The 17,042-nt window shown below is 70.4% G+C and carries 13 protein-coding genes; 4 read left to right on the top strand and 9 right to left on the bottom strand.

All coding sequences use genetic code 11. The features are described from left to right. Together bcsZ and QZH52_RS22080 are read left to right on the top strand one after the other, a co-directional pair. Complete coding sequence (gene bcsZ, locus QZH52_RS22085) at positions 1–1,221, top strand: cellulose synthase complex periplasmic endoglucanase BcsZ (protein WP_301812728.1); 1,221 nt, start codon at positions 1–3, stop codon at positions 1,219–1,221. Further along, on the top strand, positions 1,197–5,513 hold the full coding sequence (locus tag QZH52_RS22080) for a cellulose biosynthesis protein BcsC (RefSeq protein ID WP_301812727.1): 4,317 nt from the start codon (positions 1,197–1,199) through the stop codon (positions 5,511–5,513). Before bcsZ ends, QZH52_RS22080 begins: the two co-directional genes overlap by 25 nt. A 14-nt stretch (positions 5,514–5,527) precedes the next feature. Here the strand turns inward: QZH52_RS22080 and QZH52_RS22075 are convergent, their stop codons facing one another. From QZH52_RS22075 to QZH52_RS22065, 3 genes are all read right to left on the bottom strand, one after another. Further along, positions 5,528–7,165 carry a putative bifunctional diguanylate cyclase/phosphodiesterase gene (locus tag QZH52_RS22075; protein ID WP_301812726.1) on the bottom strand — a complete coding sequence of 546 codons (1,638 nt, stop codon included), beginning with the start codon at positions 7,163–7,165 and terminating at the stop codon, positions 5,528–5,530. 64 nt (positions 7,166–7,229) lie between these two features. Continuing rightward, on the bottom strand, positions 7,230–7,391 hold the full coding sequence (locus tag QZH52_RS22070; protein WP_301812725.1) for a hypothetical protein: 162 nt from the start codon (positions 7,389–7,391) through the stop codon (positions 7,230–7,232). A 98-nt stretch (positions 7,392–7,489) separates the two neighbouring features. Then, complete coding sequence (locus tag QZH52_RS22065; protein WP_301812724.1) at positions 7,490–7,870, bottom strand: FHA domain-containing protein; 381 nt, start codon at positions 7,868–7,870, stop codon at positions 7,490–7,492. A gap of 124 nt (positions 7,871–7,994) precedes the next feature. Between QZH52_RS22065 and QZH52_RS22060 the strand changes: the two genes are divergently transcribed. Next, positions 7,995–8,201, top strand: coding sequence for a hypothetical protein (locus tag QZH52_RS22060; RefSeq protein ID WP_301812723.1), 207 nt, complete (start codon positions 7,995–7,997; stop codon positions 8,199–8,201). A gap of 15 nt (positions 8,202–8,216) precedes the next feature. On the opposite strand, the gene QZH52_RS22055 is transcribed toward QZH52_RS22060, so the two are convergent. The 5 genes from QZH52_RS22055 to QZH52_RS22035 form a co-directional block, all read right to left on the bottom strand. Next, positions 8,217–8,489 (bottom strand): hypothetical protein, encoded by a 273-nt coding sequence (locus QZH52_RS22055; RefSeq protein ID WP_286528840.1) that lies wholly within the window; start codon positions 8,487–8,489, stop codon positions 8,217–8,219. Between the two features lie 207 nt (positions 8,490–8,696). Further along, positions 8,697–10,181 (bottom strand): DegQ family serine endoprotease, encoded by a 1,485-nt coding sequence (locus tag QZH52_RS22050; RefSeq protein WP_301812722.1) that lies wholly within the window; start codon positions 10,179–10,181, stop codon positions 8,697–8,699. A 276-nt stretch (positions 10,182–10,457) separates the two neighbouring features. Next, complete coding sequence (locus QZH52_RS22045) at positions 10,458–11,765, bottom strand: ATP-binding protein (protein WP_301812721.1); 1,308 nt, start codon at positions 11,763–11,765, stop codon at positions 10,458–10,460. Next, a complete protein-coding gene (locus QZH52_RS22040) occupies positions 11,762–12,421 on the bottom strand; it encodes a response regulator (RefSeq protein WP_301812720.1) in 660 nt (219 codons plus the stop codon). The genes QZH52_RS22045 and QZH52_RS22040 overlap by 4 nt, the downstream gene beginning before the upstream one ends. Positions 12,422–12,462: 41 nt before the next feature. Beyond that, positions 12,463–13,233, bottom strand: a complete 771-nt coding sequence (locus tag QZH52_RS22035) for an IclR family transcriptional regulator domain-containing protein (protein WP_301812841.1) — start codon at positions 13,231–13,233, stop codon at positions 12,463–12,465. A 119-nt stretch (positions 13,234–13,352) separates the two neighbouring features. On the opposite strand from QZH52_RS22035, the gene pobA reads away from it, so the two are divergent. Beyond that, entirely contained in the window at positions 13,353–14,534 is a 1,182-nt protein-coding gene (gene pobA / locus QZH52_RS22030; protein ID WP_301812719.1) for a 4-hydroxybenzoate 3-monooxygenase, read from the top strand. Between the two features lie 68 nt (positions 14,535–14,602). Here pobA and QZH52_RS22025 read toward each other — a convergent pair whose 3' ends face one another. Beyond that, positions 14,603–16,927, bottom strand: a complete 2,325-nt coding sequence (locus QZH52_RS22025; RefSeq protein ID WP_301812718.1) for a xanthine dehydrogenase family protein molybdopterin-binding subunit — start codon at positions 16,925–16,927, stop codon at positions 14,603–14,605. Between the last annotated feature and the right edge of the window lie 115 nt (positions 16,928–17,042).

The following is a 17,042-nucleotide window of genomic DNA, read 5'->3' as shown; positions in this document are numbered from 1 at the left end:
ATGACCCGACCTCCCTCGCCCGCCCCGTCCCGCCCCGCCACGACCATCGGCCGCCGTCGCTGGCTGGCGGGCCTGGCCCTGATGCCGCTCGCCAACGCCCTGCCCGCCGCGGCGCAGCAGGCTCTCGGCGCCTGCCTGCCGGCGACCGACTGGACATCCTTCGCCGCCCGCCACCTGCAGGCCGATGGCCGCATCGTCGATTTCGACACGCCGAAACAGCACTCGACCTCCGAAGGACAGTCGTACGGCCTGTTCTTCGCGCTGGTGCACAACGACCGCGCCGCCTTTGCGCGCGTCCTCGAATGGACCGAGAGGAACCTGGCGGCCGGCAGCCTCGCGCAGCGCCTGCCGGCCTGGCAGTGGGGGCACAAGCCGGACGACGGCTGGGGCGTGCTCGACGACAACCCGGCCTCCGACTCCGACCTCTGGATCGCCTATTCGCTGCTGGAAGCCGGCCGCCTGTGGAACGAGCCGCGCTACCAGACCCTGGGCCGCGCAGTGCTCGCGATGGCCGCGCGCGACGAGGTCGCGACATTGCCGGGTCTCGGCCGCATGCTGCTGCCATGGCCCAAGTCGGTGGCCAAGGGCCCGGCGTGGCGGCTCAACCCGAGCTACCTGCCGCTGCAGCTGCTGCGCCGCTTCCAGCAGCTGGACGGCAAGGGCCCGTGGGGCGAGATCGCCGACAACACGGTGCGCATGGTTGCCGCCGTGACGCCGCAGGGCTTCGCGCCCGACTGGTGCGCCTGGTCGACCCAGGAGCAGGCCTTCGTCGCCGATCCGGAGAAAGGCGCGGTGGGCAGCTACGACGCCATCCGCGTCTACCTCTGGGCCGGCATGCTGCACGCCGCCGATCCGGCCCGCCAGCCACTGCTGAAGTCGCTCTACGGGCCGCGCCGGCTGCTCGAACAGGGCAAGCCGATGGCCGAATTCATCGACACCGACACCGGCGTCATGCGCGGCACCGGTCCGGTCGGCTTCTCGGGTGCGCTGCTGCCCTATCTCAAGGCGCAGGCGCTGACGCCGCAGCTCGACGCCGAACTGGCGCGCGTTCGCGCCCGGGTCGGCAGTCCGGCCCAGCCCGCGCCCGCGCCCCTTCCGTACTACGAGCGCATGCTGCTTCTCTTCGGACAAGCCTGGCTCGATGGCCGCTTCGCATTCAGCCGCACCGGCCAGCTGCAAACCCATTGGAGACTGCTATGCCCCGCCACCCAACTCGCCTGAAGGGCTCCACCGCCGCGAGTCGCCTGATGGCCTGCCTGGGCCTGGTGGGTGCGCTGTACGCGGGCACGCCGGTGCAGGCCCAGGGCGACGCCAAGACGGCCCTGATCGAACAGGGCAACTACTGGCAGAGCATGGGCCGGACTGAGCTGGCCGAGGAGAGCTGGCGCAAGCTCTTGAGCATCGATCCGCAATCGGCCGATGCGATGTACGGCATGTCGCAGGTTGAACTCGCGCGCGGCAAGCCCGAGCCGGCGCGCGGCTGGATCACGCGGCTGCACGCCGCCCATCCCGACGACCCGCGCGGTGCGCCCCAGGGCGCGCAGTCCGGCACGCCGCAGACCGACCTGCAGCGCGCACGCGCCGCCTCCAAGGCCGGGCGCACCGCCGAAGCGATCCAGATCTACCGCGCGATCTTCGCCAACCGGCCGCCGCCGGAGCCGCTGGCGGTCGAGTACTACCAGCTGCTCGGCGGCACCCAACAGGGCTGGGAAGAAGGCCGCAAGGGACTCGACCAGCTGGTCAAGGACAAGCCCGACAACCTCGGCTACAAGCTGGCGCTGGCCCAGTTGCAGACCTACCGCGAGCCGACCCGGCGCGAAGGCATCCGCAGCCTGATGGCGCTCTCGACGCAGCCCGGGGTGGGCGTGGCGGCCACGGCCAGTTGGCGGCAGGCGCTGATCTGGCTGGACGCCCGGCAGGCCGATGCGCCGCTCTACACCGAATTCCTGGCCGCCCATCCCGACCCCGCCGTGCAGGCGCGGCTGGACAGCCTGAGCGCCGCCCGCACCGCCGCGGCGCCGGCATCGCCAGGCGCCCAGCCGCTCGGCGAAGGCTTCAAGGCGCTCGACCGCGGCGACACCGCGACCGCCGAGCAGCGCTTCCAGCAGGCCCTGAAGGTCGAGCCCGGCGACGCCGAGGCGCTCGGTGGCCTGGGCCTGATCCGGCTGCGACAGGAGCGCTTCGCCGAAGCCCAGCAGCTGCTGGAGCAGGCCACGAAAAGCGCCGGCGGCGGCAAGTGGGCGTCGGCGCTGCAAAGCGCCACCTACTGGAACCTGGTCGGCCAGGCCAATGCCGCGCGGGCCAAGGGCGACACGCGCACGGCCCAGGGCCTGCTCGAACGCGCCGTGAAGATCGATCCGCGAGAGAGCGTCGGACAGGTCGCGCTGGCCGACCTTCGGCTGGCGGCCGGCGACTACGCCGGTGCCGAGCAAGGCTATCGGCGCGCGCTCGACAGCAAGCCCAACGACACCCAGGCGCTGCGCGGCCTGATCACGGCCTACACCCGCCAGGGCCGCAGCGACGAGGCGATGGCCCTGTCGCAGCGGCTCAGCCCCGAGCAGGCGAGGCAGATCGGCAGCCTGCAGGACGTCAAGGTGGAGGCCGCGCGCGCCAAGGCCCGCGCCCAGATCGAAGCCGGCGACAACGCCGGCGCCCAGCGCACGCTCGAGGACGCCATGCTGGCCGCCCCCGACAGCCCCTGGGTCCGGCTCGACCTGGCCAATATCTACCGTCGCCAGGGGATGATGGCCCAGGCCCGCGGCGTCATGGACGGCCTGCTCATGTCGCAGCCCGACATGCCCGACGCGCTCTATGCGAGCGCCCTGCTCGCCTCCGATGCCGGCGACCCGGCGGCCGGCCTGCAGTACCTCGACCGCATCCCGGCCGCCTCGCGCACCCGCGACATGACCCAACTGCAGCGCCGCCTGTGGGCCGCCAGCCAGGCGCAACAGGCGCAGGCGCTGGCGCGGCAGGGCCAGGTGGCCGCGGCCCGCGGCGTGCTGGCGCAGACCGAAGCGGCGCTCGGCGCCGACATGCCGCCCGAGCTCTGGGGCCAGCTGGCCATCGCCTACGCCGACATCGGCGACGCGCCACGGGCCCTGGCGATGAGCCGGCAATTGCTGGCGCGCAGCCCGAATCCGGGCGTCGGCGATCGCCTGCTCTACGCCTCGGTGCTGCTCAAGACCCAGCAGGATGTCGAACTCTCCGCCGTGCTGCGGCAGCTGCAATCGGCCAGCATGACAACGGCCCAGCGGGCCGACTACGAGCGCCTGACGATCGCCTTCAGCCTGCGCCAAGCCGACGCCTTGCGCGAGGCCGGCAACCTCGAAGCGGCCTACAACGCGCTGGCGCCGGTGCTGGCCGCGCGGCCCGAAGACCCGCAGGTGCTGGCCGCGCTGGCCCGCCTCTATGCGGCGGCGCGCGACGAGAAGCAGGCCCTGGCGATCTACCAGCGCATCCTGCAGCGCAGTCCGACCGACCTCGACACCCTGCTCGCCGCCGCCGCCAGCGCCAGCGCGCTGCGCGCCCACGGCGAGGCCGAGAGCTACGTCCAGGCGGCCCTGAAGCAGGCCCCCGACCAGTCGCGCGTGCTGGCGGCGGCCGGCCGCGTCTATCGCAATGCGGGCGACAACGCGCGGGCCGAGCAATACCTGCGCGCCGCCGTCGCCGCCGACAGCCGTGCGGCCGGCGGCGTCGGCCTGGCAGCCGGCCAGGGTGGCGTGCCGGCGGCCCCGGCCAACCCCTTCGCTGGCATGACCGGCGGCGCCGCCAGCGGCGGCAACCCGTTCGCCGCCAACCTGCAGCCGGTCGGACTGCCGGCGGCAGGCTATCCGGCCAGCGCCGGCAACGCCCAGGCCTCGCCCTTTGCCGGCATGCGCGGCGCTGCGGCCCCGATGGCGGCGCTGCCGCCGTTGCCTGCGGCCGCGCCGCCCGTCTATGCGGCGGCCGCGAGCCAGCCGGCCGCCAACCTGCCCTGGGGCGCCGGCGGCAGCACCGCGGCCGCACCGGCGACCGCCGCCACGGCCGCGCCCAAGTCCACCGCCCCGCGCAACAGCGCCGAATTCCGCCGCCGCAATGCCGCGGCCAGCCAGCAGGCCGCGCCGGCCGCCGCACCATCGCAGCCACCGGCACTGGCCGCGCCCCAGTACGCCCAGGCCCCGGCCTATCCGCTGCCCCAGCCCGCCGGCCAGCCGGTCTATCCGCTGCCGCCCCCCGTGCCCGGCAGCAGCCTGGCGACCGAAGGCAGCTGGAACGCCCCGCCGCGCGCCGGTGCGGCGCCAGCCAACCCGTTGCTGAGCGAACTGCAGGACCTCCAGTCCGAACGCAGCACGACGCTGGACATCGGCAGCGTCTACCGCAGCCGCGACGGCGAATCGGGCCTGAGCCGCCTGCAGGACCTGCAGGTGCCGATCGAGGCCCGCTTCCCGGCCGGCAACGGCAAGGTGGTACTCAGCGCCACGCCGACGGTGCTCGACAACGGCGCGCTGGCGCAGGACTACGGCACCTCGAGCCGTTTCGGCGGCGGGCCGCAGGCGGCGATCGACCTGCTCGCGGGCAGGGTCCCGGCGGTGGATGGCCAGCACGCCAGCGGCGTCGGCCTCGCGGTCGGCTACGAGGGCAAGAACCTGAACGCCAGCATCGGCACCACGCCGCTCGGCTTCCAGGAGACCAGCGCGGTCGGCAACCTCACCTACAGCGGCGCCCTGTCCGACACCGTGTCCATGAAGGCCGACCTGTCGCGCCGCGCCGTCACCGACAGCCTGCTGTCGTTCGCCGGCACCGAGGACACCCGCACCGGCGACCGCTGGGGCGGCGTGGTGGCGACCGGCGCGCGGCTCGACCTGACCCGCGACGACGGCACCTACGGCCTCTATGGCTACGGCTCGGCCCATTCGATCACCGGCCGCAACGTGGCCGACAACTCCCGCTACGAACTGGGCGGCGGCATGTATGTACACCTGCTGAACAAGCCCGGCTCGACCTTGACCGCCGGCATGAACCTCGATCTGCTGAGCTACGACAAGAACCTGAGCTTCTTCACCTTCGGCCAGGGCGGCTACTTCAGCCCGCAGTCCTATGTGAGCGTGGCCTTCCCGGTCGACTGGACCGGCCGCGACGACCGGCTCTCGTGGCGGCTCAATGCCTCGCTGGGCATCCAGTCGTTCACGGAGGACGCATCGCCCTGGTTCCCGACCGACCCGGCGCGCCAGGCCGCCGCCGCGAGCGCCGTCGCGACCGCCACCGGACTGGGCCTCAACAAGGCCCCCTTCACCGGCTACTACCTGTCGAACAGCCACACGGGCGTGGCCTACAACCTGGCCGGTATCGTCGAATACCAGGTGGCGCCGCAGCTCTTCCTGGGCGGGGCCATGGCCTTCAACAATGCGCAGAACTACCGCCAGGCGACGGTCAGCGCGTACCTGCGCTACATGCTCGGGAACACCGGACGCTACGGCGCCCCGGCCGGCGCCACGCTCAAGCCGGTGAGCTCGCCCTACACGCCGCTGCTCTAGGAACCTGCTGGCGCTCAGCAGCCCGGCGCCCGGCCCCAGGGCGGGGCCTGCTCGAACGCGGCGATCCACCCCGGCACCTCGGCGGCCGGCAGCGGCTTGGCGATGCCATAGCCCTGCCCGAGCGTGCAGCCGAGGGCCAGCAGCGCATTGCCGTGCGCCACCGACTCGACCCCCTCGGCGATGGTCTTGCGGCCGAAGCCGCGCGCCATCACCAGGATGCCGCGGATGATCGCCTCGTCCTCCGGGTCTTCGAGCATGCCGCGCACGAAAGACTGGTCGAGCTTGAGCGCGCTCACGGGCAGGCGCCGCAGGTAGGTCAGCGACGAATAGCCGGTGCCGAAGTCGTCCATGACCACCGGCACGCCGAGCGCCTTGCAGGCACCGATGAAATCGGCGACGGCGCTGAAGTCCTTGATGGCGGTGGTCTCGAGAATCTCGAGCTCGAGCACGCCCGCGTGCAGCTGCGGAAACCGGCCAAGGTGAAAGCCGAGCCGCTCGATGAAATCCGGCCGCAGCAGATGGCGCGGACTGATGTTGACGCTGACCGAGGTCTTGACCCCCGCGGCCAGCCAGTCGGCCGCCTGCCGCACCGCCTCGCCGATGGCCCAGTCGCCGAGCTGCTCCACCAGCTCGTGGTCCTCGATCATCGGCACGAAGGCGGATGGCTGCAGCAGCCCCCGCTCGGGATGCTGCCAGCGGACCAGGGCCTCGAAGCCGATCACCCGGCCGCACAGCATGTCGACCTTGGGCTGGTAGGCCAGCAGGAACTCGTGGTTCGCCAGGCCCGCCTGGATCCGCTCCCGGATCTGCTGTTCCTGCTGTTCCTCGTGGGCCAGGACGGCGTCGAAGAAATGGACCTGGCTGCCACCGGCCCGCTTGGCGAAGAACACCGCGTGCTGCGCTTGCTGCAGCATGACTTCGGTCGGCTGCTCGCCCTGGCGCATCAGCGAAACGCCGACGCTGGTGCGCAGCCGCGTCGAACGGTCCTGCAGCCGGAACGGATGCGCGAGCCGCGCCAGGATCTGTTCCAGCAGAGCCTCGGAATGCGCCGCGTCATTGACGAACAGCAGCAGCGCGAACTCGTCGCCGCCGACCCGGGCGACGCTGGCATCGTTCGGCACCGCGGCCTTCAGGCGGCGCGCCACCTCGCGCAGCACCGCATCCCCGCCCACCGGACCGAAGCTCTCGTTGATGTCGCGGAAACGGTCGAGGTCAAGGTAGCAGACCGCCAGCAGGCGCTCGCCGTCGCCATTGCGCACCGGCGCAGGGTTCAGTTCCTCGGCCGAGGGCACGCGATTGGGCAGCCGCGTCAGCGCGTCATGGCGCGACAGCAGGTCGAGCCGCTCGCCGCGCACGCCGCGGGCCGTCGGCGTGAAGCTCCACAGGACGCAGTGATCGTCCATGCGCTCGCCGCGCAGGTCGGCCATGATCGTGTGGCCGTGCCGGGCCCGCAACACGACCCGGCGACCATCCACCGCGCCGCGCGCCGGGAGCTTCAACTCGCTTGCGGACGCGGGCGGCAGGACATCGTCGAAGGGCATGTCCGTGAGCGCGCCCGACGGATAGTCGAGCAGCGTGTGCGCGTCTTCGTCGGCCCAGAGAATCGATCCATCGCAAATCTTGAGGTGGCCAACGAGGGTGCGGGTGAGCATGGGCGCTATTGTTCACGGAAAAACAACCGCCCGACGTCCTCCCGATGACGGATCGCGGATCGGATCAGCGCAGCGGCGCGCCACGAATCGTGTCGGCAGATTTCTTGATCTGCTGGACCATGCGGCGCTGCAGCGGCGATGCCCCCCGGTGGCCGAGGAGGTCGATCAACCAGCCGCCCGCCACCAGGATCGCCAGTACGCCAAGGGTCAAGACCTCAGAGTCCATGCTGTGCTCCCGGAGTCGTCGAGCGCACACTCTGCGCCGCAAACGGGTCGACGGGAATCTGCCAAACGGCGTGTGTTGCCAACCGAGGCTGGCGCGGATCAGGACTTCGCGCTCAGCCGCTGCAGGTCGATGTCGGCCAGGCGGCCCGGCACGGTCACGAGGCGCAGCGCCTCCGCGGCCCCGATCGGACCGCCCTGCGACAGGAAGCGGATCTGGTAGCCGCCGATCTTGATTTCATCGCCATTGCTCAACGCGCCGCCCTCGACCCGCTGGCCATTGACATAAGTCCCGTTGTGGCTTTGCAGATCGCGGATCGTCATGGCCTCGCCCACGGCCTCGAACACCGCGTGGGAGCGGCTCACGAGCGGGTTGTCCAGCACCAGGTCGCAGCTGTCGGCACGGCCGACGACGAAGGGCGTGCGGGTCATGTTGACCTGCTTGGCCGAACCGTTCTTCTGCAGCACGATCAGTCTCGACATTGTTCGATCCTCTCCTTGGTGAATACCCGAACGGCGTGGCCGCCCTTCCGGTCTATGCCGCTTTGGGGGTGCCATGCCTCCTTCGGAGAGATGGGCGAAAGAGCGGCGGCCGCGTAACTTCAGGATGATGCAACATCCCGACACGCTCGCCGCCAGATTTCTGCTGCCGTTCGCGGCGGTCGGCTTCCATCGCCAGTCCCCTGCACCCTGCCGCACGCCGGCCCCGCCGTTGCTGGTGCTTCGCGGCGTGTCCCAGCGAGGCACCATCCGCTCGCGGGCGGCCCAGGTGATCGCGGTCACGGCGCTGCACTTCGATGCCCAGGGCCGTTGAACGCAAAACCTGAACCTAGAGGATCGAGTGGTCCGTGGTGAACATGCACGAGTCCGGTCCGCTCGAATAGGCGGTGGTCGCCCCGCCCGGGTCGGGCAAGGCGGCCGCGGTGCTCTCGCCGATGCTGACCGGCGTCTTCGGCTTGCCGAAAGGCGCGAGGCCCTGCAGCACGCGCAGCGCCGAGGCGCCCTGGATGAGCGCCTCCGAATAGTCCGGAACACCCTGTGTCGAGCAGTCGATCGGCCTGAATCCCAGGCAATCCTCGGACTCGGCCTGAACTGCCTCCATCAGAACCCAATGGAATTCATTGGGTTCCAGTTCGAGAACAGTCAGCGCTATATCGCGAAGTGCCACCGGGAAACCTTTCGATCAGTGAAGCCTGGATTGTTACTGGGCGGTGATTTGATCGCCAAGGCACTTTTGCACGCTGCCTTGACGATCACCCCGCGAGACCGGCACTAAGTCGCAATCGGCCGGCCCGCAAAGGGCGGCGCCTCAGCCCAGGCGCACCGGCACGAAGATCTTGTTGCCGTCGCGCTGGATCAGCAGCGCCACCGACTTGTCGGCCTTGGCCACCACCTCGCGCACCTGCTCGATGCTCTTCGCCGGCGTGCCGTTGATGGCCAGCAGCACGTCGCCCGTCTGCACGCCAGCCAGCGCCGCCGGACCCGCGACCTCCGCGATCAGCAGGCCGCCGTCGACCTGGGCTTCGCGTTGTTCCTGCGGCTGCAGCGGACGCAGCGCGAGACCGAGCTTGCCCTGCTTGGCGCCGCCCTCCTCGTTCTTCGCCACCGCGGTGCCCTTCTCGGCCGCGTCGCCCAGCTTGGCGGAGATTTCCTGGCGCGCACCCTGGCGCCAGATCTCGAGCGCGATCTTGCTGCCCGGCTTCTTCTGCCCGATCAGGGCCGGCAGGTCGCCCGAGGACACGATCGGCTCACCGTCGACCTTGCGGATCACGTCGCCCGAGCGCAGGCCGGCCTGGTCGGCCGGGCCGCCCTTCTCGACGTTCGAGACCAGCGCGCCTTCGGGCTTGTCGAGCTTGAACGAATCGGCAAAGGCCTGGTTCACTTCCTGGACCGCGACGCCGAGGCGCGCATGGGTGGCCTTGCCGGTCGCGACGATCTGGTCCTTGACCTGCATCGCGACCTCGATCGGAATCGCGAACGAGACGCCCTGGTAGCCGCCGCTGCGGCTGTAGATCTGGGAGTTGATGCCGACCACCTCGCCGCGCGTGTTGAGGAGCGGGCCGCCGGAGTTGCCCGGATTGATCGCGACGTCGGTCTGGATGAAGGGCACGTAGCCGTCGTCGGGCAGCGAGCGGCCCTTGGCGCTGACCACGCCGGCGGTGACGGTGTTCTCGAAGCCGAATGGCGAACCGATCGCCAGCACCCATTCGCCGGCCTTCAGGTCCTTTGTGTTGCCGACAGCCAGCACGGGCAGATTCTTGGCCTCGATCTTGATCACGGCGACGTCGGTCTTGGGGTCGGAGCCGAGCACCTTGGCGCTGAACTCGCGGCGGTCGGTCAGCTTGACCGTGACTTCCTTGGCGTCCTTCACGACGTGGGCGTTGGTCAGGATGATGCCGTCGGCGCTAAGGATGAAGCCCGAGCCCTGGCCACGGACCGGGGTCTCGCGCTGCGGCTGCTGGCCGCGCGGGCCCTGGCCGCCGCCGAAGCGGCGGTAGAACTCATACATCGGATCGTCCGGGTCCATCTGCGGGCCGCCTTCGGCGCCGGCCGTCTTGGTGGTGCCGGTGACGCTGATGTTGACCACCGCCTGGCCGTCGCGGGCGGTGATGGTGGAAAAGTCGGGCATGGTCACCGTCGGCGCGGTGGTGGTGCCAGCGACGGCAACGGCCTGCGCCGGGGGCGCGGCCACGGCACGGGCGCTGGTGTAGGCGCCAGTGCCGACGGCACCGATCACGCCGGCGGCTGCCAGCGAAAGCACGAGCGCGCGAGGCGAGGTCAAACCGGTTTTCATCAGGAATCCTTTCGAGTATGGGAAGAGAGCACGAAAGGAATGTCGGGCCGCCAGCTTAGGCCCGGCTTAAATTGGCTCGCCCCCAGGTTGCCCGGCACTTCGTGTCCGGGCGCCTCGAGTCGCTGCCAGAGGCAGCGGCCCTTCGGAGCCGTCCAAGCCTGCGCAGGCAGGCTTGGAGCCGCGGCTCTCAGCCCCCTGCCGGGGGCAACACCAGCGGCCTGGCAAAGCCAGTTCCGCGGTGTTTCACCAACGGGCCGGGCTGCGCCGGCCGGGCAGTCAGGCTGCGGGGAAGCGAACCAGAACGCGCAGGCCGCCGAGAGGCGATGGCTCCAGCGACACCGCCGCGCCGTGCAGGTCGGCGATCGACTTGACGATCGACAGGCCCAGGCCGCTGCCGGGGGCCTGGGGCTGGCCCGCGCGGTAGAAGCGGTCGAGCACGCGCTCGCGCTCGCTCTCGGGCAGGCCGGGTCCGCTGTCGTCGACGCTCAATTCGACGGCGCCCGCCCCGGCGGCGATCCCGACGTCGACGCGGCCGCCGGGCGGCGTGTACTTGACCGCGTTGTCGATCAGGTTGCGCAGCAGGGTGCGCAGCGCCTCCGGCTGGCCCTGCACCGTCGCCGGGTCGGCCCGCGCGATGCCGATGTCGATGTCGCGCGACTGGGCCGCGGCCACGGTGTCGGAGATCGCCAGCCGCGCGACCTCGGGCAGGCTGACGGCTTCCGGCCGCGCGCCCGCCGCCGCACTGGCCTCGTGCCGTGCCAGCGCCAGCATCTGCTCGACCAGCCGGGTCGCCCGGTCGATGCCGGCGGCCAGCCGGGCCACCGCGAGTTCGCGCGTCGCATCGTCGGACGCACGCCGCAGGCCCTGCACCTGCAGCTTGAGCGCCGCCAGCGGCGACCGCAGTTCGTGCGCCGCGTCGGCGACGAAGTGCTTCTGGGCCTCGAAGGCCTGGCGCACCCGCACGAACAGCAGGTTCAGCTCGTGCACCAGCGGCCGCACCTCCTCGGGCAGGTCGGCTTCGTTGAGCGGCGACAGGTCGTCGGCCTGCCGGGTCGCCACCTGCCGGCGGACCCGGGCCACCGGGGCCAGCGAGCGGCTCACCACCCACCAGACCACCAGCATCAGCAGCGGCGCCGCCAGCACGATCGGCCCGACGGTGCGCAAAGCCAGCGTGCCCGCCATGCGGCGCCGCGCCGCCATGTCCTGCGCCACCTGGATCACCAGCGCCCCGGTCGCCAGCGAGAAGACGCGGTAGGTGGTGCTGCGCGCCTTCACGTTGGAAAAGCCCAGCACCGCGCGCTGCGGCAGCGCCGACTGGGCGGCCGAATCGAAGATCCGGATGCCGTCCAGGGTCCAGATCTGGACGATGAATTCGAAGTTCTCCTCGCCGCCGCCAAGGCCGCCGACCGTGGAACTCGGCGGCAGCCCGGCGCGCAGCGACAGCGCCATCTGCTGCATGTGCTGGTCGAAGATGTCGTCGGCCGCCTCGAGCACCGCACGATAGGTGACGAAGGCCTGGGTGCCCGCCGCCAGCACGATGGCCGCCAACAGGAACCACAGCAACCTAGCCCGGAGCGACTTCATTCCTTCGGCACCATGTACCCCACCCCCCGCACATTGCGAATCAGATCGGCGCCCAGCTTCTTGCGCAGCCCGTGCACGTAGACCTCGACCGCATTGCTGCTGATCTCGTCCTTCCAGCTGTAGAGCTTCTCCTCGAGCTGGGCCCGCGACAGCACCATGCCGGGCCGGGCCAGCAGCGGCTCGAGCACCGCCCATTCGCGCGCCGACAAGATGACCGGCTGACCGCCCACGCTGACCTCCCGGGTGGCAGGATTGACGCTCACGCCCATGTGCTCGTAGACCGGCTCGGCCCGCCCCGAAGCCCGCCGCAGCAGCGCCCGGATGCGGGCCAGCAGCTCGTCGAGGTCGTAGGGCTTGAGCACGTAGTCGTCGGCGCCGGCATCGAGCCCCTCGATGCGCTGCGCGACCGAGTCGCGCGCGGTCGCGATCAGCACCGGCATGCGCTGCTTGCGGGCCCGCAGCGCGCGCAGCACGTCGAGCCCGTCGCGCCGCGGCACGCCGAGGTCGAGCAGCACCAAGTCGTACTGCTGCGTGCGCAGGGCGGTATCGGCGGCGTCGCCGTCCTTGACCCAGTCGACCGCGTACTGCTCCGCGCGCAGCAGGTCGAGCACGGCTTCGCCGATCATCACGTCGTCTTCGAGCAGCAGCAGTCGCATGGTTCAGTCATCCGCGGTGGGTCGAACGAGATGGTAGCGACTCACAGCAAGGACCTGACCTCTCTGGCCGCATCGAACAGCAGCGGCAGCAGGTCGCGGCGCAGCGCGTCCTCCTGGTAGCGCCCCCCGGACAGCACCACGTTGAGCGCCGCCACCGTGCGCCCCTGCATGTCGCGAAGCGGCACCGCCAATGCCTGGACGCCGAGTTCATGCTCTTCGCTGGCAAAGCAGAAATCGTCCTTGCGGGTCTGCGCGATGCGCTGGCGCAGTTCCCGCGCCTGGGTGATGGTCTGGGGCGTCAGCCGCGACAGCCGCCGCGCCTTGAGCCATTCGGTGAGCTCGGCCGGACTCAGCGCGGCCAGCAGCACCCGGCCGGTGGAGGTCGCGTGGGCCGGCAGCCGGGCCCCGAGATGCAGGCCATAGGCCAGCACCCGGGTCGGCGCCGCGTAGCTGCCGCTGCGCGCGACGATCACCACCTCCTCGCCGTCGAGCACCACGGCCGAGAACGATTCCTGGGTCTGGGCCGCGAGCCGGTTCAAGGTCGGCTGCAGCGCCCTCGGCAGCCGCGACGACGCCAGGTAGCTGCCCGAGAAGCGCAGCACCTTGGGCGACATCCAGAAATAGCTGCCGTCGGTTTCCAGGTAGCCCAGGTGTGCCAGGGTCAGCAGGTGGCGCCGGGCCGCGGCGCGCGTGAGCCCGGCCCGCTCGGCGGCCAGGGTGGCATTGAGCCGCTGGCGCTCGGTGTCGAAGCTCTCGAGCACGGCCATGCCCTTGGCGATGCCCTCGATGAAATCCGGTTTGGCGATGGTCATGGTCGAAAGGGATTGCGCGATCATCGCGCAAGTGCTTTCATGATCGCACAGCGCGTGCCATCCGGGTCCCCTGAAACGGATGCAACGCCCTACGCTTGCACAAACTTCAGGAGACTCGCATGCGAACACAGGTTGCCATCATCGGCGCAGGCCCCGCCGGCCTCTTGCTCGGCCAACTGCTGCACAAGGCCGGCATCGACAACATCATTCTCGAACGCCAGAGCGGCGACTACGTGCTCGGCCGCATCCGCGCCGGCGTGCTCGAGCAGATCTCGATGGACCTGCTGGCCCGCGCCGGCGTCGACACCCGGGCCAAGGCCGAGGGCCTGCCGCACGAGGGCATCGAGCTGCTGTTCAAGGGCGCCCGGCACCGCATCGACCTGCACGGCCTGACCGACGGCAAGCAGGTAACGGTGTACGGCCAGACCGAAGTGACCCGCGACCTGATGGAAGCGCGCGCTGCCGCCGGCCTGACCACGATCTACAACGCAGCGTCGGTCAGCCTGCACGACTTCGACACCGCCCGTCCCCGGGTGCGCTACCAGAAGGACGGCGCCACCCACGAGGTCGAATGCGACTTCATCGCCGGCTGCGACGGCTACCACGGCGTCAGCCGCGCCAGCGTGCCGGCCGATTCGCTGCACACCTACGAGAAGATCTACCCCTTCGGCTGGCTCGGCGTGCTGGCCGACGTGCCGCCGGTGTCGCACGAACTGATCTACGCCAACACCGCCCGCGGGTTCGCCCTGTGCAGCATGCGCAGCGCCACCCGCAGCCGCTACTACGTCCAGGTCCCGACCGAAGAGAAGGTCGAAAACTGGAGCGACGAGGCCTTCTGGAACGAGCTGCGCCTGCGCCTCGACCCCGAGGCCCGCGACCGCCTCGTGACCGGCCCGTCGCTCGAGAAGAGCATCGCCCCGCTGCGCAGCTTCGTCGCCGAGCCGATGCGATTCGGCAGCCTGTTCCTGGCCGGTGACGCCGCCCACATCGTGCCGCCGACCGGCGCCAAGGGCCTGAACCTGGCAGCCTCGGACGTCGACTACCTGTCGCGCGCGCTGGAGATCTTCTACCGCGACAAGACCCCCTCTGCGCTCGACCGCTACTCCGACCTCTGCCTGCGCCGGGTCTGGAAGGCCGAACGCTTCTCGTGGTGGTTCACTTCGCTGATGCACCGCTTCCCGGACACCGGCGAGTTCGGCCAGAAGATCCAGGAGGCCGAGCTCGACTACCTGGTGCATTCGCATGCGGCCTCGACCTCGCTGGCCGAGAACTACGTCGGGTTGCCGATGGAGAATTTCTGAGACCTTGCGGGACAGACCAACAAACGGCGAAGCGGCTTGTTGCTCTGTCCCCAACTGACTGAATCTTCCTAGGCCGCCTGCATCAACCGCCAGACCCGATCCGGGGTCAACGGCATGTCCAGATGCGGCGTCCGATCCGCCAGCCCGTTGCGCGCCAGCGCATCCGCCACCGCATTCACCACCGCCGGCGTGGCGCCGATGGTGCCCAGCTCGCCCACGCCCTTGACCCCCAGCGGGTTGTTCTTGCACGGCGTCGATTCGTCCATCTCCATGCGGAACATGGTGGCGATGATGTCGGCGCGCGGTGCCGCGTAGTCCATCAGGCTGCCGGTCAGCGGCTGGCCGGTCTCGCTGTCGTAGACCACCCGCTCACACAGCGCCTGGCCGATGCCCTGCACCGCCCCGCCCTCGAGCTGGCCGCGCACGATCAGCGGGTTGACCACCCGGCCGACGTCATTGACCGAGGCATAGGTCTGCACGCTGATCTCGCCTGTGGGCGGATCGATCTCGATCTCGGTGATGTGGCAGCCGTTCGGCCAGGTCGGTCCCGACACCGTGCTGGTCGAGTCGACGAAGATCTGCTGCTCGGCCTGCTTGCCGGCCAGCGTGAACAGGTCGAGCTTCAGGTCGGTGCCCGCCACCTTGAAGACGCCGGCAGCGTATTCGACGTCGGCCGTCGCCACCTCGAGCTCTTTCGCCGCCAGTTCGCGGCCCTTCTCGATGGTGCGCTCGGCGCCGATCCGGACCGCCGAGCCGCCGGTGAACAACGAGCGCGAGCCGGCGCTGCCGAAGCCGTCGCCGCGGTCGGTGTCGCCCAGCACGATGTGCACCTGCTCGATCGGCACGCCAAAGGCATCGACCACCAGCTGCGCCAGGGTGGTCGCGATGCCCTGCCCCATCGCATTGACGGCCGAAAACACCTCGATCACGCCGTCGGCGCGCACCGTGACGGTCACGCGCTCCTCGAACACGTTGCCGCCGGTCCACTCGAGGAAGGTGGCGATGCCCAGTCCGCGCATCCGCCCCTGCCGCTTCGATTCGGCCGCCCGGGCATCGAAGCCCTGCCAGTCGGCCAGCGCCAGCGCCTGGTCCATGACCGATTCGAAGGCCCCGGTGTCGTAGACCTGCTGCATCGGATTCTTGTAGGGCATCTGCGCCGGCCCGATGAAGTTGCGCCGGCGCAGTTCGATCCGGTCGATGCCGGTCTGGCGCGCCGCCTCGTCCATCAGGCGCTCCATCGTGTAGATGGCCTCGGGCCGGCCGGCCCCGCGGTAGGCACCGGTGGGCGCGGTGTTGGTCAGCACCGCCTTGAAATGGAAGTCGATGGTCTGGATGTCGTAGACGCTGGTCTGCACCCACGGGCCGATCAGCAGCTGGATCGCGACCCCGGTGCCGGTCGCGTAGGCGCCGACGTTGGCATGGGTGCGGATGCGCAGGCCGAGAATCTTGCCCTGGGCGTCGAGTGCCAGCTCGGCCTTGGCCTCGATGTCGCGGCCATGCGAGGTCGTCAGGAACTCTTCGCTGCGGTCCGCAACCCACTTCACCGGGCGCTGCAGCGCGCGGGCGGCGTAGGCGACCGCGATGTCCTCGGGATAGGCGCCGGTCTTCATGCCGAAGCCGCCGCCCACGTCGCCCACCACCACGCGCACCTTGTCCTTCGCGAGGCCGATCGCGTCGCACACCGAATCGCGCACGCCGGAAGGCATCTGCGTGCTCATCCGGATCGTGATCCGGTCGGTGGCAGGGTCGAACTCGGCCAGCACGGTGCGCGGCTCGATCGTCAGCGCGACCACGCGCTGGTTGACGACGTCGAGCGCCACCACGTGGCTGGCCTTGGCGAAAGCCTCCGCGGTTGCTTCGGCGCTGCCGTGGCGCATCTCGGCCGCGATGTTGCCGGTGCCCTCGTCGCAGATCAGCGGCGCGCCCTCGGCGGTCGCAGCCCGCAGGTCGACCACCATCGGCAGCTCTTCGTAGTCGACCATCACCGCCTCGGCCGCATCGCGCGCCTGGGTCAAAGTCTCCGCGACCACGACGGCGACCGGCTCACCGACGAAACGCACGCGCTCCAGCGCCAGCACCCGGCGCAGCGGCGTCGCGCAGTCGGCGCCGTCGGCGCGCTTGAAGGGCGCTCCCGGCATCGGCTTGACGCCGGCCCGGTCCAGGTCGGCCCCGGTGAAGACGCCGAGCACGCCGGGCATTCCGCGGGCCGCCGCCGTATCGACCGCCCCCAGCCGCGCATGCGGATAGGGCGAACGCACGAAGCAAAGCCAGCTCTGGCCCGCCGGTGCGACGTCGTCGGTGTAGCGGCCGGCGCCGGCCAGCAGCTTCTCGTCCTCGAGCCGTCTGACCGCCTGGCCGCTGCCGAAGCGCATGGGATTCGTATCTGTGGTCACCGTGGGTCCTCTTGCTTTGTTGGGGGCATTTTTTGCGGGTGCAGGAACGACTATAGGGTTTTGGCGATCATTCGGCTTGTGCAACGGATCCACCCCGTCCGAAGCCGTGTATACC

It is taken from the genome of Variovorax ginsengisoli, from assembly GCF_030486595.1.
Classification (GTDB): domain Bacteria; phylum Pseudomonadota; class Gammaproteobacteria; order Burkholderiales; family Burkholderiaceae_C; genus Variovorax; species Variovorax ginsengisoli_B.
This window is presented reverse-complemented; position numbering and strand designations above follow the sequence as displayed.